General features: G+C 68.3%; 20 protein-coding genes. 13 read left to right on the top strand and 7 right to left on the bottom strand.

What is annotated here, in order from left to right; translation table 11 throughout:
• Positions 1-67: 67 nt before the first annotated feature.
• Positions 68-2482, bottom strand: a complete 2415-nt coding sequence (locus AC6LJ2_RS20290; RefSeq protein WP_263911911.1) for a heavy metal translocating P-type ATPase — start codon at positions 2480-2482, stop codon at positions 68-70.
• Between the two features lie 97 nt (positions 2483-2579).
• On the opposite strand from AC6LJ2_RS20290, the gene cadR reads away from it, so the two are divergent.
• From cadR to lpdA, 6 genes are all read left to right on the top strand, one after another.
• Positions 2580-3014: a Cd(II)/Pb(II)-responsive transcriptional regulator gene (gene cadR, locus AC6LJ2_RS20285; protein WP_263911912.1), complete on the top strand. Its 435-nt coding sequence runs from the start codon at positions 2580-2582 to the stop codon at positions 3012-3014.
• A 153-nt stretch (positions 3015-3167) separates the two neighbouring features.
• Positions 3168-3761 (top strand): nitroreductase family protein, encoded by a 594-nt coding sequence (locus tag AC6LJ2_RS20280; RefSeq protein WP_263911913.1) that lies wholly within the window; start codon positions 3168-3170, stop codon positions 3759-3761.
• Between the two features lie 226 nt (positions 3762-3987).
• Complete coding sequence (locus AC6LJ2_RS20275) at positions 3988-5220, top strand: thiamine pyrophosphate-dependent enzyme (protein ID WP_263911915.1); 1233 nt, start codon at positions 3988-3990, stop codon at positions 5218-5220.
• 3 nt (positions 5221-5223) lie between these two features.
• Entirely contained in the window at positions 5224-6267 is a 1044-nt protein-coding gene (locus tag AC6LJ2_RS20270) for an alpha-ketoacid dehydrogenase subunit beta (RefSeq protein ID WP_263911917.1), read from the top strand.
• Between the two features lies 1 nt (position 6268).
• Entirely contained in the window at positions 6269-7651 is a 1383-nt protein-coding gene (locus AC6LJ2_RS20265; RefSeq protein ID WP_498152036.1) for a dihydrolipoamide acetyltransferase family protein, read from the top strand.
• Positions 7652-7653: 2 nt separating this feature from the next.
• Positions 7654-9057 (top strand): dihydrolipoyl dehydrogenase, encoded by a 1404-nt coding sequence (gene lpdA, locus AC6LJ2_RS20260; RefSeq protein ID WP_498152035.1) that lies wholly within the window; start codon positions 7654-7656, stop codon positions 9055-9057.
• A 122-nt stretch (positions 9058-9179) separates the two neighbouring features.
• Here lpdA and AC6LJ2_RS20255 read toward each other — a convergent pair whose 3' ends face one another.
• The gene (locus AC6LJ2_RS20255) at positions 9180-11216 is read right to left on the bottom strand and encodes a PEP/pyruvate-binding domain-containing protein (RefSeq protein WP_498152048.1); all 2037 of its coding nucleotides are present in this window, start codon (positions 11214-11216) and stop codon (positions 9180-9182) included.
• Between the two features lie 111 nt (positions 11217-11327).
• Between AC6LJ2_RS20255 and AC6LJ2_RS20250 the strand changes: the two genes are divergently transcribed.
• Both AC6LJ2_RS20250 and AC6LJ2_RS20245 read left to right on the top strand, forming a co-directional pair.
• On the top strand, positions 11328-11591 hold the full coding sequence (locus AC6LJ2_RS20250; RefSeq protein ID WP_498152034.1) for a hypothetical protein: 264 nt from the start codon (positions 11328-11330) through the stop codon (positions 11589-11591).
• A gap of 57 nt (positions 11592-11648) precedes the next feature.
• Positions 11649-12044 (top strand): hypothetical protein, encoded by a 396-nt coding sequence (locus tag AC6LJ2_RS20245; protein WP_498152033.1) that lies wholly within the window; start codon positions 11649-11651, stop codon positions 12042-12044.
• Positions 12045-12125: 81 nt separating this feature from the next.
• Here AC6LJ2_RS20245 and argH read toward each other — a convergent pair whose 3' ends face one another.
• A complete protein-coding gene (gene argH / locus AC6LJ2_RS20240) occupies positions 12126-13544 on the bottom strand; it encodes an argininosuccinate lyase (RefSeq protein ID WP_263911924.1) in 1419 nt (472 codons plus the stop codon).
• A 253-nt stretch (positions 13545-13797) separates the two neighbouring features.
• Between argH and AC6LJ2_RS20235 the strand changes: the two genes are divergently transcribed.
• From AC6LJ2_RS20235 to AC6LJ2_RS20225, 3 genes are all read left to right on the top strand, one after another.
• Entirely contained in the window at positions 13798-15129 is a 1332-nt protein-coding gene (locus tag AC6LJ2_RS20235) for a mechanosensitive ion channel family protein (RefSeq protein WP_263911926.1), read from the top strand.
• Between the two features lie 129 nt (positions 15130-15258).
• Positions 15259-17325, top strand: a complete 2067-nt coding sequence (locus tag AC6LJ2_RS20230) for an NAD(+) synthase (RefSeq protein WP_498152032.1) — start codon at positions 15259-15261, stop codon at positions 17323-17325.
• A gap of 141 nt (positions 17326-17466) precedes the next feature.
• Positions 17467-17805: a P-II family nitrogen regulator gene (locus tag AC6LJ2_RS20225; RefSeq protein ID WP_006386376.1), complete on the top strand. Its 339-nt coding sequence runs from the start codon at positions 17467-17469 to the stop codon at positions 17803-17805.
• Positions 17806-18278: 473 nt separating this feature from the next.
• Here the strand turns inward: AC6LJ2_RS20225 and gspF are convergent, their stop codons facing one another.
• Entirely contained in the window at positions 18279-19484 is a 1206-nt protein-coding gene (gene gspF / locus AC6LJ2_RS20220; RefSeq protein ID WP_498152031.1) for a type II secretion system inner membrane protein GspF, read from the bottom strand.
• Between the two features lie 174 nt (positions 19485-19658).
• Here gspF and gspD point away from each other — a divergent pair, with 174 nt between their 5' ends.
• Both gspD and gspE read left to right on the top strand, forming a co-directional pair.
• The gene (gene gspD / locus AC6LJ2_RS20215; RefSeq protein ID WP_263911931.1) at positions 19659-22037 is read left to right on the top strand and encodes a type II secretion system secretin GspD; all 2379 of its coding nucleotides are present in this window, start codon (positions 19659-19661) and stop codon (positions 22035-22037) included.
• On the top strand, positions 22034-23461 hold the full coding sequence (gene gspE, locus AC6LJ2_RS20210) for a type II secretion system ATPase GspE (protein ID WP_263911932.1): 1428 nt from the start codon (positions 22034-22036) through the stop codon (positions 23459-23461). The genes gspD and gspE overlap by 4 nt, the downstream gene beginning before the upstream one ends.
• Positions 23462-23548: 87 nt before the next feature.
• Here gspE and gspN read toward each other — a convergent pair whose 3' ends face one another.
• The 3 genes from gspN to gspL form a co-directional block, all read right to left on the bottom strand.
• Positions 23549-24304 carry a type II secretion system protein N gene (gspN, locus tag AC6LJ2_RS20205; protein ID WP_498152030.1) on the bottom strand — a complete coding sequence of 252 codons (756 nt, stop codon included), beginning with the start codon at positions 24302-24304 and terminating at the stop codon, positions 23549-23551.
• The gene (locus tag AC6LJ2_RS20200) at positions 24304-24891 is read right to left on the bottom strand and encodes a type II secretion system protein M (protein ID WP_498152029.1); all 588 of its coding nucleotides are present in this window, start codon (positions 24889-24891) and stop codon (positions 24304-24306) included. The genes gspN and AC6LJ2_RS20200 overlap by 1 nt, the downstream gene beginning before the upstream one ends.
• A partial coding sequence (gene gspL / locus AC6LJ2_RS20195; protein ID WP_498152028.1) for a type II secretion system protein GspL occupies positions 24888-25610 on the bottom strand: 723 nt, incomplete at its 5' end. The genes gspL and AC6LJ2_RS20200, both read right to left, overlap by 4 nt.

Raw genomic sequence — 25610 nt, 5'->3', positions numbered from 1 at the left:
CCAACGCAAACGCCCTGGAGGTCTCCCTCCAGGGCGTTTTGCATGGCGACGGCCGTGGCGCGCGGGATCAGGCCGCCTGCGGCGCGGCGCGCAGCAGGCGCAGGCCGTTGGCCACCACCAGCAGGCTGGCGCCCACGTCGGCGAACACCGCCATCCACAGGGTCGCGTTGCCGGTCATCGCCAGCGCCAGGAACACCACCTTGATGCCCAGCGCCAACACGATGTTCTGGATCAGCACGCGGTGGGTGGCACGCGACAGCCGCAGGAAGGTGCCGATCTTGCGCAGGTCGTCGTCCATCAGGGCCACGTCGGCCGTTTCGATGGCGGTGCCGGTGCCGGCCGCGCCCATGGCGAAGCCGATGTCGGCGCGGGCCAGCGCGGGGGCGTCGTTGATGCCGTCGCCCACCATGCCGACCTTGCCCGCAGGCGCCAGCTTGCTTTCGATGGCGGCCAGCTTGTCTTCGGGCAATTGGTCGCCGCGGGCTTCGTCGATGCCTACCTGGCGGGCAATCGCCTGGGCGGTGGGCGTGTTGTCGCCCGTCAGCATCAGCGTGCGCACGCCCAGTGCGTGCAGGTCGGCAATGGCGGCGGCGCTGGTGGGCTTGACCGTGTCGGCCACGGCCGCCACCGCCAGCACGCGGCTGCCGTCGGTCAGGGCGATGGCGCTCTTGCCCTGGCGTTCCAGCTCGTCCACACGGGCTTCCAGCTTGGGGCTGGACACGCCCAGCTCGCGCATCAGGCGGCGGTTGCCCAGCTGGAATTGCACGCCGTCCACGCGGCCGCTGACGCCGCGGCCGGGCAGGGCGCTGAAGTCGTCGACTTCCAGCAGGGGCTTGCCGGCTTCGCGCGCCGCGTTGGCCACGGCCAGCGACACCGGGTGGTCCGAACGCGCAGCCAGACTGGCGGCAATCAGCGCAGCGGGCTGGCGCGTCTGGTCGGACACGTCCCAATCCAGCAGGTCCGTCTGCACGGGCTTGCCGTGGGTCAGCGTGCCGGTCTTGTCCAACGCCAGCCATTTCAGGTTGCGGCCTTCTTCGAGGTAGACGCCGCCCTTGACCAGGATGCCGCGGCGCGACGCCGCGGTCAGGCCGCTGACGATGCTGACCGGCGTGGAAATCACCAGGGCGCAGGGGCAGGCGATGATCAGCAGCGCCAGCGCGCGGTAGATCGCGTCGAACCAGGGCTGGCCCCAGAACAGCGGCGGCAGCACCGCCACCAGCAGCGCCACGCCGACCACGGCCGGCGTGTAGATGCGCGAGAAGCGGTCGATGAAGCGCTGGGTCGGGGCGCGCGCCCCCTGGGCCTGCTCGACGGCGTGGATGATGCGGGCCAGCGTGGTATTGCCCGCCGCGGCGGTGACACGGTAGTCGAACGAACCGGCGGCGTTGACGGTGGCAGCGTAGACGGGGTCGTTCTCGGCCTTTTCCACCGGCAGGCTTTCGCCGGTGATGGGCGATTGGTCGACCGCCGATCGGCCGCTGACGATGATGCCGTCGGCGGCGATGCGTTCGCCGGGGCGTACCCGCACCACGTCGTCCACCTGCAGTTGCGCGGCCGGCACCTCGCGCCAGCTGCCGTCGGCCTGGCGTACGGTGGCGGTTTCAGGCGCCAGGTCCAGCAAACCGCGGATGGCGTTGCGGGCGCGGTCCAGCGAGCGCGCTTCGATCAGTTCGGCGACGTTGAACAGGAACATCACCATGGCGGCTTCGGGCCATTGGCCGATCAGCACGGCGCCGGTGACGGCGATGCTCATCAGGGCGTTGATGTTCAGGTTGCCGTTGCGCACGGCGATCCAGCCCTTGCGGTAGGTGCTGATGCCGCAGGCCAGGATGGCGGCCAGGGCCAGCGCGGCGGTGGCACCCCAATGCATGCCGGCAAAGTGCGAGGCTTCGGACAAGGCGGCCAGCACGCCGGCGCCGCCGATGGCCCACCAGTTCACGGGGGCGGCGGCGGGGGCCGGCGCGCGCGGGGCGTCGTCGGCGAGCGGTTCGGGCGTCATGCCCAGCGAGTGGATGGCGGCGATGACGCGGTCCAGCGCGCCTTCGGCGTGCACCACGGTCAGGATGCGCTGCATCAGGTTGAAGTCCAGGGCGTGGACTTCATTCATGCCGTCCAGCTTCTTGCGGATCAGCGTTTCCTCGGTCGGGCAGTCCATCTGGCCGATGCGCAGGCGCGCCAGCACCTGGCCCGGGCCGGCTTGCAGCACGGCCGCGCCGCCCGCGGACAGGCGCACATCGGCCGCGCCATGGTCGTGGCCGCAGCAGGCGGCGGCGGGGGCGTGATCGTGGGCGTGGCCGTCAGTGTGGTCGTGCTTGTGGCCGTGGTCATGGTCGTGCCCATGGTCATGGCCGTGATCGTGCCCGTGGTCATGTTTGGGGTCATGATCCTGCGCCCGGGCCTGGGCATCGCCGTGGCCGCCACAGCAGGCGTCCGGCTGCGCAGGAGGGGTGCCGCGAGAGTTTTTGATGGGTGCCAGGGACATGCGCGTTGCCTTTTCGTAAGCGATTGGGCGCATTTCACACCTTGGAGTTACTATAGGGTCAACCCCCAAATCCATCGGATGCGTTCCGGGAGGCGTCATGCGTATCGGCGAATTGGCCACGGCGGCCGGCACCACGGTCGAAACCGTCAGGTATTACGAGAAGGAAGGGCTGCTGCCCGCCCCGGATCGGGGCCTGAACAACTACCGCAGCTACGGCCAGGCCCATCTCGAGCGGCTGCGGCTGATCCGCAACTGCCGCGCGCTGGACATGACGCAGGACGAAATCCGCGCCATCCTGTCGCTGGCCGATAACCATCAGTCGGGGTGCGGCCCCATTAACGAGCTGTTCGACGAGCACATCTCGCACGTGGACGAGCGCATCGCCGAACTGACCCAGCTGAAGTCCCAGTTGACCGAGCTGCGCCAGCGCTGCCTGTCGGCGCGGCCGGACACGGACGACTGCGGCATCCTGCATGGCCTGTCGGAAATGCAGGTCGAAGAACGCCAGGAACGCCATACCCACCTGGGATGATGCGCCGGGCGTGTGCCGCGCCCGCGGACCCCGAGTCGCCATGCCCGGGGCAGGGGGATAGCCCACCCCCATCGCGGTCGTGGCGTAATATGAGAACCTTTCCTATTTACGCTGTTGCTGTCTTTCCCGCTTCAGCCCCATTGCGCCAGATCCATGACCCAGACCACCACTGCCACTCCGCTGCACGCCATCACCTCGCGCCGTTCCGTCAAATTCCTGCGGGCCCCGGCGCCCAAGCCCGACGAACTTGAACAGATCCTGCAGGCCGCCATGTCGGCCCCCGACCACGGCGCGCTGCGTCCGTGGCGTTTCGTGGTGATCCAGGGCGAGGCCATCGGCAAGCTGGCCGACGTGGCGCTGGACGCGGTCAAGCGCAGCGGCGATCCGCGCATGACGCCCGAAAAGGAAAAGTCGGTGCGCGAATGGATGGCGGGCGTGCCGCTGTTCATCGCCGTGGCGCAGAAGATCGCGCACGACAACACCAAGATCCCCGAAACCGAGCAACTGCTGGCCACGGGCTGCGCCACCATGAACATCCTGAACGCCGCCCACATGCTGGGTTACGGCGCCTTCTGGAGCACCGGCATCGGCACCTACGTCGAAGACGTGCAGCACGCGCTGGGCCTGGATTCGCTGGATTACCGCTTCCTGGGTTTCCTGGCCATCGGCACGCCCGCGTGCGCGGTGCCCCCGGCCAACCGCCCGGCGTACAGCGAATTCGTCACCACCTGGACCGGTCCGGTCTGACGCGGGGCGCATGTCCGACATCAAGTGAAAAACCCGGCCGCGAGCCGGGTTTTTCGTTCTCCCGCCGGGCCATCGCAAGCCCTCGTGCCCTGTGCTAATCTGGCCCCCGGCCATGCATGATCATCCCTTTGCATGCGCCGACGATGGCAATGTTCGAGGTCACCCCCTTGAACAGTGTCTTTGGCAAGAAGAAGACGCATGACACGATCAAGCGTGGAGACAATACATGAGCCAATATGGGCCGCTGAAGTTGCACGTCCCCGAGCCTACCGGGCGTCCGGGTTGCAAGACAGACTTTTCCTACCTGCGCCTGTCGCCGCCAGGCGAGGTGCCCAAACCCCCCATTGATGTTGCCGCGATCGATACCGGCCCCCTGGCATACAGCCTGATCCGGGTCATCGACGATGAAGGGCACGCCGTCGGGCCGTGGGCACCGCAGATCAGCAACGAGCTGTTGCGCGCGGGCATGCGCGCCATGCTCAAGACGCGCATCTTCGATGGCCGCATGCTAACCGCCCAGCGCAAGAAGAAGATTTCCTTCTACATGCAGAGCCTGGGCGAAGAAGCCATCGGTTCGGCCCATGCGCTGGCGCTGGAGCAGGGCGACATGTGTTTCCCGACCTACCGCCAGCAGAGCATCCTGCTGTCGCGCGACGTGTCGCTGGTGACCATGATGTGCCAGCTGATGTCCAACGAGCGCGACCCGCTCAAGGGCCGCCAGCTGCCGGTGATGTATTCCGACAAGCCCAACGGCTTTTTCACCATTTCGGGCAACCTGGCCACGCAGTTCATCCAGGCGGTGGGCTGGGCCATGGCCTCGGCCATCAAGGGCGACACGCGCATCGCGTCGGGCTGGATCGGCGACGGCGCCACCGCCGAAGCCGATTTCCACACCGCGCTGACCTTTGCGCACGTGTATCGCGCGCCGGTCATCCTGAACGTGGTCAACAACCAGTGGGCCATCTCGACCTTCCAGGCCATCGCCGGGGGCGAGGGCGCCACCTTCGCCGGCCGCGGCGTGGGCTGCGGCATCGCCTCGCTGCGGGTGGACGGCAACGATTTCCTGGCGGTGTATGCCGCCTCGCGCTGGGCCGCCGAACGCGCCCGCCGCAACCTGGGCCCGACCCTGATCGAATGGGTGACTTACCGCGCGGGCCCGCACTCTACCTCCGATGACCCCTCCAAGTACCGTCCGGGCGACGACTGGAGCCACTTCCCGCTGGGCGATCCGATCGAGCGCTTCAAGAAGCACCTGATCCTGCTGGGCATCTGGTCCGACGCCGAACACGACGCCGTGCGCGCCGAGCTCGACGCCGAGATCCAGGCGGCCCAGAAAGAAGCGGAAAGCTACGGCACCCTGGTGGACGGCCACGTCCCCAGCGCCGCCAGCATCTTTGAAGACGTCTACAAGGACATGCCGGAGCATCTGCGCCGGCAGCGTCAGCAGCTCGGAGTGTGAGTGATGGCTATCGATAACAACGCTGGTCCGGCCTCTGCGCCGATGACCATGATCCAGGCTTTGCGCTCGGCCATGGATGTCATGCTGGAGCGCGACAACAACGTGGTGGTGTTCGGCCAGGACGTGGGCTATTTCGGCGGCGTGTTCCGCTGCACCGAAGGCCTGCAGGCCAAGTTCGGCAGTTCGCGCGTGTTCGACACCCCCATTTCCGAAGGCGGCATCGTCGGCGTGGCGGTGGGCATGGGCGCGTATGGCCTGCGGCCCGTCTGCGAAATCCAGTTTGCCGACTATTTCTACCCGGCTTCCGACCAGATCGTGTCCGAGGCCGCGCGCCTGCGCTACCGCTCGGTGGGCGAATTCACGGCGCCCATGACCATCCGCATGCCCTGCGGCGGCGGCATCTACGGCGGCCAGACGCACAGCCAGAGCCCCGAGGCGATGTTCACGCAGGTCTGCGGCCTGCGTACGGTGATGCCGTCCAACCCGTACGACGCCAAGGGCCTGCTCATCGCGTCCATCGAGAACGACGACCCGGTCATCTTCCTGGAACCCAAGCGCCTGTACAACGGCCCGTTCGACGGCCACCATGACCGCCCCGTCACGCCCTGGACCGGGCGCCCGGGCAGCGTGGTGCCCACCGGCTACTACACCGTGCCGCTGGATACGGCCGCCATCGTGCGGCCGGGCAATGCGCTGACGGTGCTGACCTACGGCACCACCGTGCACGTGTCGCTGACGGCCGCCGAGGAAACCGGCATCGACGCCGAAGTCATCGACCTGCGCAGCCTGTGGCCGCTGGACCTGGAAACCATCGTCAATTCGGTGAAAAAGACCGGCCGTTGCGTGGTGGTGCATGAAGCCACGCGCACCTGCGGCTATGGCGCCGAACTGATTGCGCTGGTGCAGGAGCACTGCTTCCATCACCTGGAGGCGCCCGTCGAGCGCGTGACCGGTTGGGACACTCCCTACCCGCACGCGCAGGAATGGGCGTACTTCCCCGGCCCGCGCCGGGTCGGCGAAGCGTTCAAACGCGCGATGGAGGTGTGAGATGGGGATTCATGTCATCAAGATGCCTGACATCGGCGAAGGCATTGCCGAGGTCGAACTGGTCGGTTGGCACGTCAAGGTCGGCGACACGGTCGCCGAAGACCAGCCGCTGGCCGACGTCATGACGGACAAGGCCACGGTCGAGATTCCGTCGCCGGTGGTGGGCCGTGTGGTCGCGCTGGGCGGCGACGTCGGCCAGGTGATGGCCGTGGGCGGCGAACTGATCCGCCTGGAAGTCGAAGGCGAGGGCAACCTCAAGGCCGACGCGGCGCAGAAGCCGCCAGCGGCGACGGTGTCGACGGCTGCCCCGGCGGCGTCCTCGCCGGCGCCCGCCAAGGCCGACAAGGCGCCCGCGGGCGGGGTGGCGGGGCAGATCGCCGCGTCGCTGCAATCTGCGGCGCCAGCGGCTTCGCCAGGCGCTGCGACCGCAGCCGCGCACGCGAGTGCGCCGCAAGGCCAGGGCCGTTCGACCGCTGCGCGCCAGGCGCCCGCCGCGGTCCGCCAGCCGGGTGAAAAGCCGCTGGCCTCGCCGGCCGTGCGCAAGCGCGCCTGGGACCTCGGCATCGAACTGCGTTTCGTGCCGGGCAGCGGCCCGGCCGGGCGCGTCATGCACGAAGACCTGGACGCCTACCTGCAAGGGCAGGGCGTGGCCAGTGCGCGCAGCGGTCCGGCCTACGCCGAACGCAACGACGAGGAACTCGTGCCGGTCATCGGCCTGCGCAGGAAGATCGCGCAGAAGATGGCCGAGTCCAAGCGCCGCATTCCGCACTTCAGCTACGTGGAAGAGATCGACGTCACCGAGCTGGAAGACCTGCGCGTGCAACTGAACCAGAAGTTCGGCGAGGCGCGCGGCAAGCTGACGCTGCTGCCGCTGCTGGCGCGCGCCATGGTGATAGCGCTGCGCGATTTTCCGCAGATCAACGCACGCTATGACGACGAGGCCGGCCAGGTGACGCGCTACGGCGCCGTGCACATCGGCATCGCCACGCAAAGCGACGGCGGCCTGATGGTGCCGGTGATGCGCCACGCCGAAGCGCGCGACGTCTGGGCCATGGCGGCCGAGATCGCGCGGCTGGCGCAGGCGGTGCGGTCCGGCAGCGCCGGGCGCGACGAACTGTCCGGGTCGACCATCACCATCACCAGCCTGGGGCCATTGGGCGGCATCGTCACGACGCCGGTCATCAACCATCCCGAGGTCGGCATCGTGGGCGTGAACCGCATCGTCGAGCGGCCCGCCTTCCGCCAAGGCGCCGTGGTGGCGCGCAAGCTGATGAACCTGTCGTCCTCGTTCGACCACCGCGTGGTCGACGGCATGGACGCCGCGCGGTTCATCCAGGCCGTGCGCGCGCTGCTGGAACAACCCGCGCTGCTTTTCGTGGAGTAAGCATGAGCCAGACTACCAAGACGACAACCTTGCTGGTGATCGGCGGCGGGCCCGGCGGCTATGTGGCCGCGATCCGGGCCGGCCAGTTGGGCGTGCCCACCATCCTGGTCGAAGGCGACCGCCTGGGCGGCACCTGCCTGAACATCGGCTGCATTCCGTCCAAGGCGCTGATCCACGCGGCCGAGGAATTCGACAAGGCGCGGCACTACGCCGGGCAGTCGGCGCTGGGCATTTCGGTGTCGGCGCCGGCGATCGACATCGGCCGCACCGTGGCCTGGAAAGACGGCATCGTCGGCAAGCTGACCGGCGGCGTGGGCGCGCTGCTCAAGAAGAACGGCGTGCAGGTGGTGCACGGCTGGGCCAGCCTTCTGGACGGCAAGACGGTCGAGGTCGATACCGCCGACCAGGGGCGCCTGCGCATCCAGTGCGAACACCTGCTGCTGGCGGCGGGGTCCGAGCCCACGCCGCTGCCGTCGGTGCCGTTCGGCGGCATCGTGGTGTCCTCCACCGAAGCGCTGTCGCCCACCGACATTCCGAGGAAGTTGGTGGTGGTGGGCGGCGGCTACATCGGCCTGGAACTGGGCACGGTGTACCGCAAGCTGGGCGCCGAGGTGGCCGTGGTCGAGGCGCAGGACCGCATCCTGCCCACCTACGACGCCGAACTCACCAAGCCCGTGGCGGCCGCGCTGGCCAGGCTGGGCATCGAATTGCACCTGGGCCGCAAGGTGCTGGGGCTGAACGGCGCGGGCAACGCGGTGCGGGTGCAGGACGCCAGCGGCGCTGAAACCCAGCTGCCGGCCGATCGCGTGCTGATCGCCGTCGGCCGGCGCCCGCGCACGCAGGGCTGGGGCCTGGAAAACCTGCAACTGGACCGCAAGGGCAACGCGCTGCGCATCGACGATCAATGCCGCACGTCCATGCGCGACGTCTGGGCCATCGGCGACATTGCCGGCGAGCCGATGCTGGCGCACCGGGCCATGGCCCAGGGCGAGATGGTGGCGGAATTGGTGTCCGGCAAGCGCCGCCACTTCCAGCCGGCCGCCATCCCGGCGGTGTGCTTTACCGACCCCGAAGTGGTGGTGGCAGGCTTGTCACCTGCCGACGCCGAGGCCGCGGGGCTGGACTGCCTGGCGGCCTCGTTCCCGTTCGCGGCCAACGGCCGGGCCATGACGCTGGAATCCACCGACGGTTTCGTGCGGGTGGTGGCGCGCCGTGACAACCACCTGATCGTGGGCTGGCAGGCGGTGGGGCGCGGCGTGTCCGAGCTGTCCACGGCCTTTGGCCAGTCGCTGGAAATGGGTGCCACGCTGGAAGACGTGGCGGGCACCATCCATGCGCATCCGACGCTGGGTGAAGCGGTGCAGGAAGCGGCGCTCAAGGCGCTGGGGCACGCGTTGCATATCTAGCGGGCCTGGCCTGAACTGACTGGTTCGGCGTGACCGGCCGCGGCGCGAGGAAATCGCGCCGCGGCTTTTTCATGGGAAATGACGATGCCGCCGCCACGTATTGGGCGGCACGGCGGCGCCGCTTAACGGCGGCCGTCGACGTAGGGCCGCGATTGCAGGATGACGATCTTGTCGCCCACCACGGCCCACTCGATGTCCTGGTCCACGCCGCCCAGCCGCTGCTTGATCTGCCGTCCCACGGTGGCCAGCCGCGCGACCAGCGCGTCATTCAGCACCTGGCGGTTGTCGGTCAGCGCCACCTCGCGCACGCCGCCAGCGGCATCCGCCACCAGTTGCGTGTCTTCGGCGGACCGGGTCAGCACCTGCACCGCCTTGGACCAGCTGGAATACATCACCTGTTCGGCCTGGCGCTTGCCTTCGACCACCTTGATGCCCAGGCCGCGCTTGGCCGAGATGTAGCTCACGTAGCGCCGGCTGGCATCGAACGGGTCACGCGTGATCATCACGCCGGAGCTGTCGGACGGCGCGGCCAATTGCACCAGCACGGCCATCACTACAGCGTCCTGGCCGATGCCGGCGGCGCGGCGCGCCTCGTAGGCCTCGAAGTTGTAGACCGAGGCCCACACGGTCAGCACGGCCTGCGTCAGCGCGTCGGCCTGCACGACGTTGGGCACGGTGGTGTACAGCCCGGCGCCGCTGAAGCCCGGCAGGTCTTCGGAATTGGACGAGCTGCGCACGAACACGCCGCGGCCCTGCAGCTGCCGTTGCCAGCGCGCCTGCCAGGTGGCCACCAGCGCCGGGTCGGGGCGGGCCGCCTGGATGTCCTGGCGCAGCCTGGCCAGTTCCTGCCGGCGCACGGTGGCGTCGGCCTTGAAATCGTCGCGCTGTTCCAGCGCCGCCACCCGTTGGGCAATGCCCAGCTGCTTCATGAATGCCGCGTATTGCGCGAACGGAATGCAGAAGCCGTCCGGCACGCTGGCGGCCGGGCGCAGGGCGGATTTCAGCGCACCCAGGTTCGCGGCCTTGACGCCGCAGTGGCGGCTGTCGCGCACGGCCAGGGCGTCCAGCGGCTTGAGGGCCTGCACCGTCAGGTCGGGCCGGGGCAACTGCGCCTGCGCTTTCGGCGGCGTGGCGGGCGGGCTGCCCGGGCCAGCGGTGGCCGGGCGTTCAGCAGGCTGGACCTGGTAGTCGTTGCCCGTGACGGTCAGCGTCACCCATTGGCCGTCGTACTGGCGCAGGGTCTTGGCTGCGTCGCGCACGTAGGCGTTGGGTACCCCCCAGCCCTTGGCCAGCAGGTTGACGTGCGACAGCAGGGTGGACGGCCGCTGCGTGATCAGCCCGGCAACCGGCGGCAGCCAGATCGGCACTTCGTCCAGCACCACGATGTCGTCGCGCGCCAGGTCGGGGGTGTTGTCCACCGAGGCCACGATGCGCAGCCGGCCCTGCGCACGGCCCGGGTTCAGTGGCAGGAAAGGCTGCTCGCGCAGCAGGGCTTCCTGCGTCACGAAGGTCACGCCGGCATCTTTGGCGGTCTGCTCGTGCAGGGTGGAATTGGTCTTGAAACTGGCGTGCGCGAAAAACGAGCGCTTCACGGCGTCGTCGGCCAGTTTCAGCAGGGCCGGCGTCAGGCGGTCGCCTTCCCAGAATTCGTAGGTATAGCCGGGCAGGTCGCGTTGCTGGCTGAGCGTGCCGAACAGGAAGCGCCGTTTCGGATCCTTGTACTGGGCGATCAGGGTGCTGCGGGTCAGATCGGGCGCCAGGCGCGTACGGCGCACGAAGTTCTCGTGCAGGTCGAAGCGCGGGGTATTGATGTAGTAGATGCGGTTGCCGTGCTGCCGGTCGATGGCGAACAGCACATGCGGGATCTCCAGCGGCGTGCCGGCGTTGTAGGTGCGCGCCAGCCGCAGGAAGTCCTCCTGGCTCGCGATGTTGCCCAGCGAGTCCGGGGCCGCCGGATCGCCTTGCGACGTGGCACCCGCATCCGTGGGTTCGCCGATGCGCAGGTCGACCCGGTTTTCGTATGGCGACGGCTTGCGCGCGGTCTGCGCCTGGGCAAGCGGGCCGGCCGCCAGCGCTATCAGACTGGCGCCGGCCAGCAGGGCCAGACGAAAACGGGGCAGGGCGAACGGCGTGATGACAGGCGCGCGCAAGGAGGGCATGGGCAGGAAATGGGGCCAGAAAGCGAACATGATAGCGAACCTGACGGGGCTTGCGGCGGACCCGCAAGTTCGAACGCCCGGGATAGCTTCAAACAGGCGTCCGTCTGATAAATGCCCTGCATTTCCCAGGTCGAGCCGTCTCTGCCGACGAAGGGCCACGCTTCGGTGACTTTGCCTGCCTTGGTCACCAGCAAAGTCTTCTTGTCTAACGAGATGATCTTCCAAGGTGTTCGCAAGGCGGAACTTGCCCGCCGCATGGGAGTGCACATGCCGCAGGTGGATCGCCTGTTGAATGTGAGGCATGCGTCGCGAATTGAACAAGTCGAATCGGCTCTGCAACAGCTTGGGCGGCGCCTGGATGTTTCGATCGCTTGAATCGGATCTGCTGGCCCCAAGCATCCAGTCGATCTCGGCGCTCCATACCGACAGACAATGAAAAAAGTACAGATTACGGCCATCACCGACTTTGAATGGTACGACGGTTTCGTATCCGGCTTGGTCTTCCATGCCGGCGGCGCGATGTGGGTGGCAACGGTCGCCTTTTATCCTGACGAACTTCGCAAAGAGTACGTTCTGGTCGAGCTCGCTGACGGCGCGCTCGACGAGGTGCAGGCGGTGTTTTCTCAATACGGCTTCGGTGACGCCCTTGATAGCGTATGGAAAAAATGCTGCAACACGTCCTATGTTGCTAGCGGAATAGTGGCCGTGGGCAGCGCATTGGTGCTTGAGGCCGCCCCAGCGCAATGGCTAAGGAATGCACGCGAACTACGGTTTCCTTGTCTGGAGAGATCGATAGACCATCCTTGGGATGCCGCGCCTGAAAGTTAGACCGCAGGAAGAGAGACTCTGAATGAATACGGCCCCGAGATCGGGGCCGTATTCATTTCATATCTGCAGCCGATTGGCGTGTCAGGTTGCCGTTTCCTGCAACACGCGGCGGGCTTCTTCGGCCACGCGTTCGGGGGCGGTGCCGCCCACGTGCTTGCGAGCGGCGACGGAGCCTTCCAGGGTCAGGACCTGGTGGACGTCGTCGCCGATCTGGGCGTGGTAGGCCTTGAGTTCGGCCAGCGACAGGTCGGCCAGGTCGCAGCCGCGTTGTTCGCAGTCGCGCACGGCGTGGGCCACGACTTCGTGGGCGTCGCGGAAGGGCACGCCGCGCTTGACCAGGTAGTCGGCCAGGTCGGTGGCGGTGGCGAAGCCTTGCAGGGCGGCGGCGCGCATGTTGTCGGCCTTGACCTTGATGCCGGCAGCCATGTCCGCGAAGATGGTCAGCGTATCGCGCACGGTGTCGACCGTGTCGAACAGGCCTTCCTTGTCTTCCTGGTTGTCCTTGTTGTAGGCCAGGGGCTGGCCTTTCATCAGGGTCAAAAGGGCAACCAGGTTGCCGTTGACACGGCCGGTCTTGCCGCGGGCCAGCTCGGGCACGTCGGGGTTTTTCTTTTGCGGCATGATCGAGCTGCCGGTGCAGAAGCGGTCGGCCAGGTCGATGAAGCCCACGCGCGGGCTCATCCAGAGCACCAGCTCTTCGGACAGGCGCGAGACGTGCGTCATGATCAGGGCGCCGGCGGCGCAGAATTCGATGGCGAAGTCGCGGTCGGAGACGGCGTCGAGCGAATTGCGGCAGACGCCGTCAAAGCCCAGCGTCTTGGCGACGCGTTCGCGGTCGATCGGGAACGACGTGCCGGCCAGGGCGGCGGCGCCCAGCGGCAGGCGGTTGACGCGGCGGCGGCAGTCGGCCAGGCGCTCGGCGTCGCGACCGAACATTTCGGCGTAGGCCAGCAGGTGGTGGCCAAAGGTGACGGGCTGGGCCACTTGCAGGTGGGTGAAGCCGGGCATGATGGTGCTGGCGTTGTCCAGCGCGACCGAGGCCAGCGCGTGGCGCAACTGGCGCAGCAGGTCGATCAGGGTGTCGATTTCGCCGCGCAGCCAGAGGCGGATGTCGGTGGCGATCTGGTCGTTGCGCGAACGGCCGGTGTGCAGGCGCTTGCCCGCGTCGCCGACCAGCTCGACCAGGCGCTTTTCGATGTTGAGGTGGACGTCTTCCAGGTCGAGCAGCCACTGGAAGCTGCCGGCATCGATTTCGGACAGGATCTGGGCCATGCCGCGCTGGATGTCGGCCAGGTCCTGGGCGCCGATGATGCCCTGGGCGGCCAGCATGTCTGCATGCGCGAGCGAGCCTTGAATGTCGACGTGCGCCAGGCGCTTGTCGAAATCCACGGACGCCGTATAGCGTTTGACGAGTTCGGAAACCGGTTCCGAGAACCGGGCGGACCAGGCCTGCGCCTTGTTGGCGAACTGGTTTTGATCGGGGGAGGGAGTGTTTGCCATGATGGCCCGAATTATAGGGCCTGCCATGGGGGGCTGACGAATCCGGACTTACCGAGTCCGTAGTGACCGTAGGGCACGGGGGCGCCGCGGCCCGGCGTCCTGGTAGCGCCTGGAAACCTTGCCCCGCCGCGACTTGTCGGATAATTCAGGGTCGCATCCGCGGGCCACCGGGATATATCCTGGCGGCAGCGATCTTGCCGGTTCGCGCCGCGCCCCCTTGTCCGAATCATTAGAGAGCACTCGAGCTATGCCCATGGAATGGGAAGAACTGGCCACCGAACTTGATACCTACATGCCGCACCAGCCCTGGGCCCAGACGCTGGTCGGCATCGGCGTGCTGATCCTGACGGCGTTGTTCGTCCAGTGGGTGGTCGCGCGGGTGGTGCTGCTGCTGGCCCACCGGCTGCTGGTGGTGAGCGGCCACGAAGACTGGGACAAGGCGCTGCAGCGCCGCCGGGCCTACCAGAACCTGTGGTACGCCGTGCCCTTCGCGGTGGTGTCGATCGGCATCGAGCTGGTGCCGCACGTGGAAAAGGCGGCCGCGCTGGTGGGCCGGCTGGCGCATGCCGGGGCCTGGATCTGCGTGTTCGTGGCGTTTTCCGGGGTGCTGAGCGCCTGGCAGGACACCTATTCGGCCACCACGCGCGCACAGACCCGCTCCATCAAGGGCTACATCCAGATCAGCAAGCTGATCCTGATGGCGGTATGCACCGTTTTGGTGCTTTCGATCCTGATCGACCGGTCGCCGCTGTGGATGATTTCGGGCCTGGGCGCGTTGTCGGCGGTGCTGCTGCTGGTGTTCAAGGACACGTTGCTGTCGCTGGTGGCCAGCACCCAGCTGACCAGCAACGACATGCTGCGCATCGGCGACTGGATCGAGATGCCGCAGTCCAACGCCGACGGCTTCGTCAAGGATATCGCCCTGCACACGGTCAAGGTGCAGAACTGGGACAACACTGTCACCACGGTGCCGACCTACAAGCTGTTTTCCGAAAGCTATCGCAATTACCGTCATATGTTCGAGTCGGGCGGCCGGCGCATCAAGCGCACGCTGCGCATCGACGCCAGCAGCGTGCGCTTTCTGACCGACGAAGAAGCCCAGCGGCTGATGCGGTTCCGGCTGCTGCACGACTACCTGCGGGTCAAGACGCACGACATCGCCCAGGCCAACCAGACCATGGGCGAACTGGCCAGCGTGCCGGCCAACCGCCGCCGGTTGACCAATATCGGTACGTTCCGCGCCTATGGCCTGGCGTTCCTGAAGCAGAACACCGAGGTGCGCCAGGACATGGCGATGATGGTGCGCATGATGGAACCCACGGCCGACGGCATCCCGGTCGAGGTCTATTGCTTCACGGCGGTCACGGCCTGGGTCGAGTACGAGCGCATCCAGGGCGACATTTTCGACCACCTGCTGGCGATCCTGCCGGAATTGGGCCTGCGGCTGTACCAGCAGCCATCGGGCGCCGACATCGGCGCCATGGGCAGCTACCTGCGCGACGGCGCCATCCAGGCCGCGCTGGCGGCGGAAGGCGCACGGCAGGGGCCGGACCGCGACCGCCTGGCGCCGCCGCCGTCCGCGTAGACCCTCGCCGGCCGGGCGGGGGCTCGGCCCGGGGGCTTGCCGCACCCTGTCGTCCCCAGGGGATTGCCCGCTTGGCCGGATGACGCCGTGAGATAATCGGCGCTTGGATTCCCAGGCGATAGAAACCCGATGTCGAACCCGTTCTTCAACCTGTATTCCCACGGATTCGCCCGCGTGGCGGTGGGCGTGCCCGAGTGCCGGGTCGCGGACCCGGCCTTCAATGCCGCGCAGACCATTGCGCTGGCGCAGCAGGCCGCCCAGGGCGGCGCGGTGCTGGCCGCTTTTCCCGAACTGGGCCTGTCGGCCTACACCTGCGACGACCTGTTCCACCAGCAGGCCCTGCTGGATGCCTGCGAGGCGGCGCTGGACCAGGTGGTGCAAGCCACGGCCGAACTGGACATCGCCCTGATCGTCGGCGCGCCGCTTCGGGTAGCGCACCAGTTGTTCAATTGCGCGGTGGTGGTGGCCGGGGGCCGCATCCTGGGCGTGGTGCCCAAGACCTACCTGCCGAACTACGGCGAATTCTACGAAGCGCGCCAGTTCAGCGCGGCCGATTGCACCGCGGCGACCGAAATCGCGCTGCTGGGCCAGACGGTGCCGTTCGGCGCCGAGCTGCTGTTCCAGATGGAAAAGCTGCCGCTGTTCCAGTTCCATGTCGAGATCTGCGAGGACGTGTGGGTGCCGATCCCGCCGTCGTCGTTCGCGGCGCTGGCGGGCGCGACGGTGCTGGTGAACCTGTCGGCCTCGAACATCGTGGTGGGCAAGTCCGCATACCGCCATCAACTCGTGGCGCAGCAGTCGGCGCGCTGCCTGTCGGCGTACATGTATACGTCGGCCGGGCGCGGCGAGTCATCGACCGACCTGGCCTGGGACGGCCAGGCGCTGATCTACGAAAACGGCGAACTGCTGGGCGAGTCCGAGCGCTTCCTGGCCGAATCGCATCTGTTGTTCTCGGACGTGGACCTGGAACGCCTGTCGCGCGAGCGCATGCGCCAGACGACCTTCGGCCAATCGGTGCGGCGCCACCAGGACGAGGTGCGCAAGTTCCGCAACGTGCGGGTGCCGGTGAATCCCCCGCTCGAAGACGCCGAGCTGCCGCTCGAGCGCCGCGTGGCACGGTTCCCCTATGTGCCGGCCGACGCGCAGCGCCGCGACGCGCGCTGCAAAGAGGTCTACAGCATCCAGGTGCAGGCGCTGGCGCAGCGGCTGTCGGCCAGCGGCATGTCCAAGGTGGTGATCGGCATTTCGGGCGGGCTGGATTCGACCCATGCGCTGCTGGTGTGCGCGCAGGCGATGGATACGCTGGGGCTGCCGCGCGCGAACATCCTGGCGATCACCATGCCGGGCTTTGCGACCAGTACGCGCACGCTGCAGCAGGCGCGCCAGCTGATGGCGGTGGTGGGCTGCACGGCGTCCGAGATCGATATTCGCCCCAGCTGCCTGCAGATGCTGAAAGACCTGGGGCATCCCTATGCCGATGGCCAGCCGGTGTACGACATCACGTTCGAGAACGTGCAGGCGGGCGAGCGCACCAACCACCTGTTCCGCATTGCCAATTTCAATGGCGCGATCGTGATCGGCACGGGCGACCTGAGCGAATTGGCGCTGGGCTGGTGCACGTACGGGGTGGGCGACCATATGTCGCACTACAGCGTGAACGCCAGCGTGCCCAAGACGCTGATTACGCACCTGGTGCGCTGGGTGGCCGAGTCGGGCCGCCTGGGGCCGGAAGGCGCGGCGGTGCTGCTGGATGTGCTGGGCACGGACGTGAGCCCCGAGCTGGTGCCGGGTGGCGCCGACGGCAACCCGGGACAGAAGAGCGAGGACACGATCGGGCCGTACGAGCTGCAGGATTTCAACCTGTATTACACGCTGCGCTACGGCTTTTCGCCGACGAAGGTGGCATTCTTGGCCCTGGCGGCCTGGCGCGACCGGGATGCCGGGGCGTGGCCGGAAGGCGGCCACGTGGCGCGCAACCAGTACGACCTGGCGGCAATCAAGCGCAACCTGAAGATCTTCCTGGACCGGTTTTTCCGGCTCAGCCAGTTCAAGCGGACGTGCGTGCCGAATGCGCCGAAGGTGGGCTCGGGCGGGTCGCTGTCGCCGCGGGGCGACTGGCGGGCGCCGAGCGATTCGGAATCGGTGGTGTGGATGCGGGATGCGGACCGAATTCCGGACGAGGCGCCGGGCAGCTAGGCTGCGGGTTTTCCCGGCGGCATGGGAGGCGGCGCCAGGGTGGCGGCCGCTATGCCGGGTGGTATTCTCTTAATCATTGCGCTTTGCCGGCATGTGGCCGGGGCAGGGCGTTGCAACAGATCAAAAACCAGGACGACGAACGTGAAACAAGTCACCGCCATTATCAAACCCTTCAAGCTCGACGAAGTCCGCGAGGCGCTGGCCGAGGTGGGCGTCAGCGGGCTGACCGTGACGGAAGTGAAGGGGTTCGGGCGCCAGAAGGGGCATACCGAGCTTTATCGGGGGGCGGAATACGTGGTGGATTTCCTGCCGAAGATCCGGGTGGAAGTGGTGTTGCCGGATGACCAGGTCGAGGCAGCGATCGAAGCGGTCGTGAAGGCGGCGCGTACGGGCAAGATCGGGGACGGGAAGATTTTCGTCACGCCGGTCGAGCAAGCCATCCGGATTCGGACGGGTGAGAGTGACGAAGAGGCGCTTTGATTTTTTTATTTTTGCGTGGGTTGTTTTCTTCGTAGGTACCCTTTCTTCGTAGGTCGCCCGGCACGGGCCGCGCACCGCGTGTGCGCGCCAACGATTGCGGTCCGGAGCCTTCGCTCCGGACTTGCCTCGGCGGCCCCCCCCCTTCGTCATCTTCGTCCTCGCCTTCGGCGACTCCTACAGATTCCCTCGGGCGCATCGACGGCGCGCACACGCGGTGCGCGGCCCGCGCCGGGCTACGAGCGTCTAGGGTTGTCGCGCTGTCAGACCTGTGTGTGGGGGAGAGGTTTGCGGGGCCCGCCGAAAACTGCCGCGCGGGCGGCCGTCCCCGGCTTACGCGTTGTGCTGCGTCGTCGCGATGCTCGCGGTGCGCTGGCGATGAATGCTTTTTGTTTTCGGCGGTATTGCAGTTTTTAGCCTGCTATCGCTTGCTTTGGCACAGCGCGTGCAATGCGCGCCTCGCCTTTCTTTCCCTTCTAGCGGATCAGCTGATTCATCTCCAGGATCGGCATCATCACCGCCAGCACGATCAACAGCACGAATCCCCCCATCAGCAGGATCAGCGCGGGCTCCAGCAGCGCGGTCATGGCCATGGCGCGGCGTTCCAGGTCGCGGGAGAGGTTTTGGGCGCCGCGGTCCAGGAGTTCGGGGAGTTGGCCGGTTTTTTCGCCGCTGGAGATCAGGTGGACGAGGAGGGACGGGAAGACTTTCTGGGCGGCCAGCGAACTGGACAGGGCGGCGCCTTCGCGGACGCGGGCGGAGGCTTCGTCGACGGCGGTGCGCAGCACGTCGTTGCCGAGGGTGCGGCGGGCGGCTTCGAGGGCGGTGAGCAGGGCGACGCCGCTGCCGCACAGGATGGCGAGGGTGGAGGCGAAGCGGGCGGCGTTGACGCCCAGGACGAAGCGGCCGGCCAGGGGCAGGCGCAGGACGCGGGCGTGCCAGGCGTGGCGGGCGGCGGGCACGCGCAGGGAGTAGCGCCACAGGATGATGGCCAGGGCGATGGCGGCGCCGGTGGCCAGGCCCCAGTCGCGGACGTAGTCGGACAGCGACAGCATGATGCGGGTGAGCAACGGCAGCTGCTGTTTGGCGTGGCTGAAGGCGGAGACGACCTGGGGCACGACGTAGCCGAGCAGGAAGATGACGATGATGACCGAGACGCAGCCGACGACGGCGGGGTAGATGAACGCGGTCATGACCTTGCTGCGCAGGGTGTTGCGTTCTTCGATGTAGTCGGCGAGTTTTTCCATGACCTGGGCGAGGTCGCCGGATTCTTCACCGGCGCCGATGAGGGCGCGGTAGATCTCGGGGAAGTCGCGGGGGCGCGAGGCCAGCGCGGTGGACAGGCGATGGCCGGCGCGCACGTCGTCGCGCACGCCTTCCAGGGTGGCGGCGATGTGCTTCTTTTCGGCTTGTTCCAGGGTGGCGGACAGCGCGGCGTCCAGCGGCAGGCGGGCGGCGAGCAGGCTGGCGAGCTGGCGCGTGAGCCAGGCGAGGTCGGCGTCGGACAGGCGCGTGCGCAATGCCGCGCCCAGGCCTTGCGCGCGCGCGGCGGGAGACGTGGACAGGGGCAGGAGGCCGCGGCCGCGCAGCTGGTTGCGCGCGCCGCGTTCGCTGTCGGCGTCGATCGTGCCGTGCACGATTTTTCCGAGCGCGTCAGTGGCTTCGTAACGAAAGGATGGCATGGTGGGAGGGTGATCCGGGTGCCTGCCCGCAGGCGCGAGAGGCCCGTGAATAAAGGCTTTCCAGGCCGTCACCTTGCCTTTGGATTATGACCGTAGTGTTGCAGTGTCACCCCGTATACTCCGACGCGCTTTCACGTCTTTTCACATGTCTTCACGTCTCAGGCACATCTCGTCATGCGTCATATCGCGCAGTTCAGCCTTGCGGTCTTGCTCGCGGCAAGCCAACTCGGACCCACGGCCAGCCAGGCCTATGCTCAACAGGCAGACAATCGCGTCAGCCTGAATTTCGTGGACACGGATATCCCGGCCGTGCTGCGTGCGCTGTCGCTGTTCACCAAGCGCAATTTCCTGGTCGATCCCCGGGTCAAGGGCAAGCTCACGCTGGTGTCGGACCGGCCCGTCGATAGCGGGCAGGCCTTGTCGATGCTGACGGGCGCGCTGCGGCTGCAAGGCTTTGCGATTGTCGAGGTGGACGGTGTGACGCGGGTGGTGCCGGAAGCCGATGCCAAGCTGCAGGGCAGCGCGGTGGTGGGCGATCCGCGGCCGGCAGCGCCCGTGGGCGGTGCGGGCAAGGGCGCGGTGCCGGTGTCGACGTTTGCGCGTGGCGCTTCGGGCAACAGCGGCGAGATGCTGACGCGGGTGTTTCCGTTGAAGTACGAGAATGCGGCGAACCTGGTGCCGGTGTTGCGCCCGATGGTGCCGCCGAACAACCCGATCAATGCGTATCCGGGCAACAACACGCTGGTGGTGACGGACTACGCGGACAACCTGGACCGCATCGCGGCGGTGATCGCGCGGATCGACGTGCCCAGTTCGATCGACACGGACGTGGTGCCGGTGCGTTCGGGCATTGCGTCGGATATCGCAGTGCTGGCGTCGCAATTGCTGGACACGCAAAGCAACGACCCCACGCAGCGCATCGCGGTGGTGGCGGACCCGCGCAGCAACAGCGTGCTGGTGCGCGCGGGCAGCCCGGCGCGCACGCGCCTGGCGCGCGACCTGATCCTGAAGCTGGATGCGCAGCAGAACCGCGCGGGCAATCTGCACGTGGTGTACATGCGCAACGCCCAGGCCACGCGCATCGCGGAAGTGCTGGGCGGCCTGCTGGCCGGCCAGGCCAATGCCGCGCCCGGCGCCAACCCGGCGGGCGGCAATGCCGGCGGCGCGCAGACGGGCGGCAACCGGACGCAGCAAGCCACGGGCAGCAGCACGGGCAACAACGGCCTGGGGCTGTCGGGTTCGACCGGCGCGTCCGGGTCGTCCAAGGGCGGCATGTCGGGCGACCAGGAACGCATCGCGCGCGACGAGACCGGCAACCAGGCGGTGTCGTATTCGGCGGGCGGCGCCACCATCCAGGCGGACCCGGCCACCAATTCGCTGATCATCTCGGCGCCGGAACCCTTGTACCGCAGCCTGCGTGAAGTGATCGACCAGCTCGACCAGCGCCGCGCGCAGGTGCTGGTGGAAAGCCTGATCGTCGAAGTGAGCGAAGATGCCGCGGCGGAATTCGGCATTCAGTGGATGACGGGCGCGGGCAACATCAACAGCGGCGGCACGAGCTTCATTGGCGGCACCAACCTGGGCGGCAGCGGCCTGTCGGGCAAGGGCCCGACGTCGATCGACGCGCTGGGCGGCGGCCTGAGCCTGGGCGTGGTCAAGGGCACGGTGGACGTGCTGGGCAACAAGGTGATCAACCTGGGCGTGCTGGCGCGCGCCATGCAGAACACGGGCCAGGCCAACATCCTGTCCACGCCGAACCTGCTGACGCTGGACAACCAGTCGGCCAGCATCCTGGTGGGCAAGACGGTGCCGTTCGTGACGGGGCAGTACGTCACGTCGGGCAGCAATGGCAGCTCGAATCCGTTCCAGACCATTGAACGCGAGGACGTGGGCCTGAAGCTGAACATCCGACCGCAGGTGTCGGAAGGCGGTTCGGTCAAGCTGGACATCTACCAGGAAGTCAGCAGCATCGATGAAAGCCGTTCGACGGCCACCACCGGCATCGTGACGAACAAGCGCGCCATCGACACCAGCGTGCTGGTCGACGACGGCGAGATCATCGTGCTGGGCGGCCTGCTGGAAGAGAACGTGACGGTCACGTCGAACAATGTGCCGGGCCTGAGTTCGATTCCCGTGCTGGGCGAGCTGTTCAAGTACGAAAGCCGCAAGCGCACCAAGACCAATCTGATGGTGTTCCTGCGGCCTTACGTGGTGCGCGACGCCAACCGCAGCGCCGCCGTCACGCTGGATCGCTACGATTACATGCGCCGCGCCCAGGCGGCCACGCAGCCGGGCAACCACTGGCTGCTGCCGGATGCGCAGGCGCCGATGCTGCCGCCGGCCGGCGCCGGTGCGGGCTCGGTGTCCAACAACGTGTACGACTTCCGCGGCGGCCAGCCGGCCCAGGCCGCGCGGCCGGCGGCGGCCAGCGTGCAGTCGTTCGCGGTGCGGCAGTATCCCGACCTGGTGCAGACGGGCAATGCGTCGGTGCCGATTCGTGCCCCCCGGCCGCTGGCTGCGAGCGTGGCGCGCGACCTGTCGTCGCTGCAATGAGCGCGCACCCCTTGCCCTATGCCTGGGCCCGCGCCCAGCGGGCGGTGCTGTCGCTGCGCGCGGGCCATGCGCAACTGACGGTCAGCCCGCGCACGCCGGAATGGGCGGTGCGCGAGATCCGGCGTTGCCATGGCGATATCGCGGTGACGCAGGTGGAGGACGAGGCGCTGGAAACGTTGCTGGCCGCGGCCTACAGCCACGCCGAGGACGCGGCATCGGTGATGGGCGTGGCCGAAAACGAGATCGACCTGGACCGCCTGCTGCAGGACATGCCCGAAGTGGCGGACCTGCTGGACGCGCAGGACGACGCGCCGGTGATCCGGATGATCAACGCGCTGTTCGCGCAGGCCGCGCGCGACGGCGCCAGCGACATCCACATCGAACCGTTCGAGACGCATTCGGTGGTGCGCTACCGGGTGGACGGCACGTTGCGCGACGTGGTGTCGCCGCGCAAGGCGCTGCACGCGGCGCTGATTTCGCGGATCAAGATCATGGCGCACCTGGACATCGCCGAAAAGCGCTTGCCGCAGGACGGCCGCATCGCGCTGCGGGTGGGCGGCCGGCCGATCGACATCCGCGTGTCCACGCTGCCCACCGGACACGGCGAACGCGCGGTGCTGCGCCTGCTGGACAAGGAGGCCGGCCGGTTGCGGCTGGAAAAGCTGGGCATGGCGCCCGGCGTGCTGGGCCAGCTGGACCGGCTGATCCGCCAGCCGCACGGCATCGTGCTGGTGACCGGGCCGACAGGCAGCGGCAAGACCACCACGCTGTACGCCGCGCTGAGCCGGCTGGATGCGTCCACCAGCAACATCCTGACGGTGGAAGACCCGATCGAATACGACCTGCCGGGCATCAGCCAGACGCAGGTCAACGCCAAGATCGACATGAGTTTCGCGCTGGCGCTGCGGGCCATTTTGCGGCAGGACCCGGACGTGATCATGATCGGCGAAATCCGCGACCTGGAAACGGCGCAGATCGCGGTGCAGGCCTCGCTGACGGGCCACCTGGTGCTGGCCACGCTGCACACCAACGACGCGGTCTCGGCCGTGACGCGGCTGACGGACATGGGGGTGGAGCCCTTCCTGCTGTCCTCGTCGTTGCTGGGCGTGCTGGCGCAGCGGCTGGTGCGCAAGCTGTGTCCGGCGTGCAAGAAGCCGTCGATGCAGGATGGCGTGCGGGTGTTCCACCCGGTCGGCTGTGACGCCTGCAACCACACGGGCTACAGCGGCCGCTCGGGTATCCACGAGCTGTTCACGGTGGACGACGAGGCGCGCAGGCTGATCCACGAAGGCAGCGACGAGCGCGAACTGCGCCGCGCGGCCAGCGCTGCGGGCATGTTCAGCATGCGTGAGGATGGCGCGCGCTGGGTGGAAATCGGCGACACCTCGCCAGAAGAAATCCTGCGGGTGACGCGGGACGCCTGAAGCCTGCGCGGCGAGAAGGCACGAGGCCCGCACGGCGGGGCGGCACGCGCCGGGGCGTGCCGGGCCGGGCCCCTCCAGCCCGGCGCCTTAATTTCCCGTGCCGAACGCCACCGTATCGCCGCTGCGCAGGCCCAACGTGGACATCAGGCCGTCCAGCGCGGCGCGGTCGGCCTCGCTGGCCGACGGGGCGAACGTGGCCTGGCCCGTGAAGCGCACGCCGCGCGCGCTGGCGCTGCCCTGGCCGGTGACGGCCAGCGGGCCGTTTTCGGTGGTCAGCGCCAGCGTGGCGCCGGACTTGCCGTTGCCGCGGATCTTCAGCAGATAGGTGCCCACGGGCGACACACGCGTGAGCGCCGTGCCGGCATCGCGCCAGCGCAGGTCGGCCAGCGGCGCCTCGGGCAGGTTGCCGCCCAGGCGCAGGGCCTGCCAGTTGATCTCGATCGTGCCTTCGGGCGCCAGCGTGTTCCAGGGCGCGCCCAGTGCGGGCAGCGCCGTGGCCGGCAGGCGCAGCGATTGGGCCGACAGCGTGACGCCGGTCCAGCCCACGCCTGCGCGCAACGGCCCTTGCAGCCAGGGGTGCGACAGTTCCAGCGTCATCGACGACCAGCGCCATTGCCAGTGCAGCGCCTGCGGCAGCAGGCGGCGTGCGCCGGGCGGGCCCAGCGCGATCCAGGCGCTGCCGTTCCAGAGGGTGCCGGCGGCGTCGGCCAGCGTGACCGGTGCGTCGGCGGGCAGCAGCGCCAGCAGCCAGCGCGCAGGCAGCACGGCGGCGGCCGCCGCCAGCGCACAGGCGCCGCAGGCCAGTGCCAGACCGGTGCGCTTGGGCAAACGAGGCAGACGCATCAGGATCGGGCCTTGCGAGCCGGCAGCGCCAGCGTGAGGCTGCCGTTGACCAGCCCCGGCAACGGGCGGCCATTGGCGTTGGCGGCGCGGGTCAGGTCCACGTCCTTGACGGTCAGGCCCCAGTCACCGGCGGCGTTTTCCAGCCAGCGCAGCAGGGCCGACGACGGGATGTCGGTCAGGGCCAGCGTGACGCTGTCGCCCTGGCCCGGGTGGTCCAGCTTCCAGTGGTCGGCCGGCAGGCCCGCGCGTTCCAGGCTGGCGCCGATGTCGGTCGCGGTGGGCAGCGTGGCGGCGGGCGCGGCGGCCTTGCCGCGCAAGGCGGTTGCCTGCGCGGCCAGGTCGGCCACGGACGCCGCCTGCGTGCGCAGCAGGGGCAGTTCATCGCGCAGCTTGCGCGTGGTGTCCAGCGCCGGCTCGATCAGTACGGTGAAGACCACCACCGCACCGAGCAACGCGCCGGCCGCGTTGACGAGGCGGCGTTCGCGCGGGGCCAGGGCCAGGTAGCGCTGGCGGGCGCGGTCGGCGGCGGGCGCCAGGGGTTTGCGGACGGCGCGCCAGGCGGCGTCAAGGCGTTCGAGGGGCGTCATGGTTGGCTGCGCGTGATGCGCCAGGTGTTGTCGTTGTCACCGCGTTCCAGCTTCAGGCCTTGTGCGGCCGCTTGCTGGACCAGCGCGGGGGTTTCGGCCACGCGTTGGGCGGTGGGGCCGGCGTCGGCCAGTTGCAGGGTCAGGGCCTGGTCGGCGTAGGTCAGCCGCGCCACTTTGTCGGCGGCGAAGGGCAGGGTCTGCGCCGCGGCGCGGGCCAGCGGCAGGAAGTCGCCCGCGCTGGCGGCGCCGCGATGGTCGCGCAGCGCGTCCAGGCCTTGCCGGGCCTGGCGGGCCGGGTCCAGCACCACGGGAATGTCCGGGAACGCGGCCAGCACCTGGCGGCGCATGCCGTCGCGCAGGGACTGGGCCTCTCCGCGCAGTTGCGCGGCGTGCAGGTTCAAGCCGCCGATCCAGACCACGGCGGCCGCCGCACCCCAGCGCCAGACGGGGCGCCAGCGCGACACGCGTGCGGGTGCCAGCTGCGGCATGGCCAGCGACCAGGACGGCGACGGCGCCCGCCAGCGCGGGTCGGCGGGGTCGCGCAGCGGTGTGGCGTCGTCGGGCGCCAGGGTCTGCGGCGCAATCAAGGCATGGGCGCGCAGGCCGTGCGTGTTCAAGAGGCTCCAGGCGCGGCGCACCGGCTCGCGCGCCGCCCAGGCCAGCGGCACGCCCAGCGTGTCTTCCATGCCGCGGATGCGTTCGCTGGCGGACGCCAGGGT

The organism is Achromobacter sp. 1014246743 (assembly GCF_059760725.1).
Note: the sequence above shows the minus strand (reverse complement) of the source record. Positions and strands in the feature narration are given on the sequence as shown.

Coding starts and splice junctions, on each gene's coding strand:
- AC6LJ2_RS20200 (WP_498152029.1), bottom strand. CDS start 24,891: ATGACGCCCCTCGAACGCCTTGACGCCGCCTGGCGCGCCGTCCGCAAA.
- AC6LJ2_RS20250 (WP_498152034.1), top strand. CDS start 11,328: ATGCCCTGCATTTCCCAGGTCGAGCCGTCTCTGCCGACGAAGGGCCAC.
- AC6LJ2_RS20270 (WP_263911917.1), top strand. CDS start 5,224: ATGGCTATCGATAACAACGCTGGTCCGGCCTCTGCGCCGATGACCATG.
- gspN (WP_498152030.1), bottom strand. CDS start 24,304: ATGCGTCTGCCTCGTTTGCCCAAGCGCACCGGTCTGGCACTGGCCTGC.
- AC6LJ2_RS20275 (WP_263911915.1), top strand. CDS start 3,988: ATGAGCCAATATGGGCCGCTGAAGTTGCACGTCCCCGAGCCTACCGGG.
- AC6LJ2_RS20255 (WP_498152048.1), bottom strand. CDS start 11,216: ATGCCCTCCTTGCGCGCGCCTGTCATCACGCCGTTCGCCCTGCCCCGT.
- argH (WP_263911924.1), bottom strand. CDS start 13,544: ATGGCAAACACTCCCTCCCCCGATCAAAACCAGTTCGCCAACAAGGCG.
- AC6LJ2_RS20265 (WP_498152036.1), top strand. CDS start 6,269: ATGGGGATTCATGTCATCAAGATGCCTGACATCGGCGAAGGCATTGCC.
- AC6LJ2_RS20280 (WP_263911913.1), top strand. CDS start 3,168: ATGACCCAGACCACCACTGCCACTCCGCTGCACGCCATCACCTCGCGC.
- gspE (WP_263911932.1), top strand. CDS start 22,034: ATGAGCGCGCACCCCTTGCCCTATGCCTGGGCCCGCGCCCAGCGGGCG.
- AC6LJ2_RS20290 (WP_263911911.1), bottom strand. CDS start 2,482: ATGTCCCTGGCACCCATCAAAAACTCTCGCGGCACCCCTCCTGCGCAG.
- gspD (WP_263911931.1), top strand. CDS start 19,659: ATGCGTCATATCGCGCAGTTCAGCCTTGCGGTCTTGCTCGCGGCAAGC.
- gspF (WP_498152031.1), bottom strand. CDS start 19,484: ATGCCATCCTTTCGTTACGAAGCCACTGACGCGCTCGGAAAAATCGTG.
- cadR (WP_263911912.1), top strand. CDS start 2,580: ATGCGTATCGGCGAATTGGCCACGGCGGCCGGCACCACGGTCGAAACC.
- AC6LJ2_RS20235 (WP_263911926.1), top strand. CDS start 13,798: ATGGAATGGGAAGAACTGGCCACCGAACTTGATACCTACATGCCGCAC.
- AC6LJ2_RS20230 (WP_498152032.1), top strand. CDS start 15,259: ATGTCGAACCCGTTCTTCAACCTGTATTCCCACGGATTCGCCCGCGTG.
- lpdA (WP_498152035.1), top strand. CDS start 7,654: ATGAGCCAGACTACCAAGACGACAACCTTGCTGGTGATCGGCGGCGGG.
- AC6LJ2_RS20245 (WP_498152033.1), top strand. CDS start 11,649: ATGAAAAAAGTACAGATTACGGCCATCACCGACTTTGAATGGTACGAC.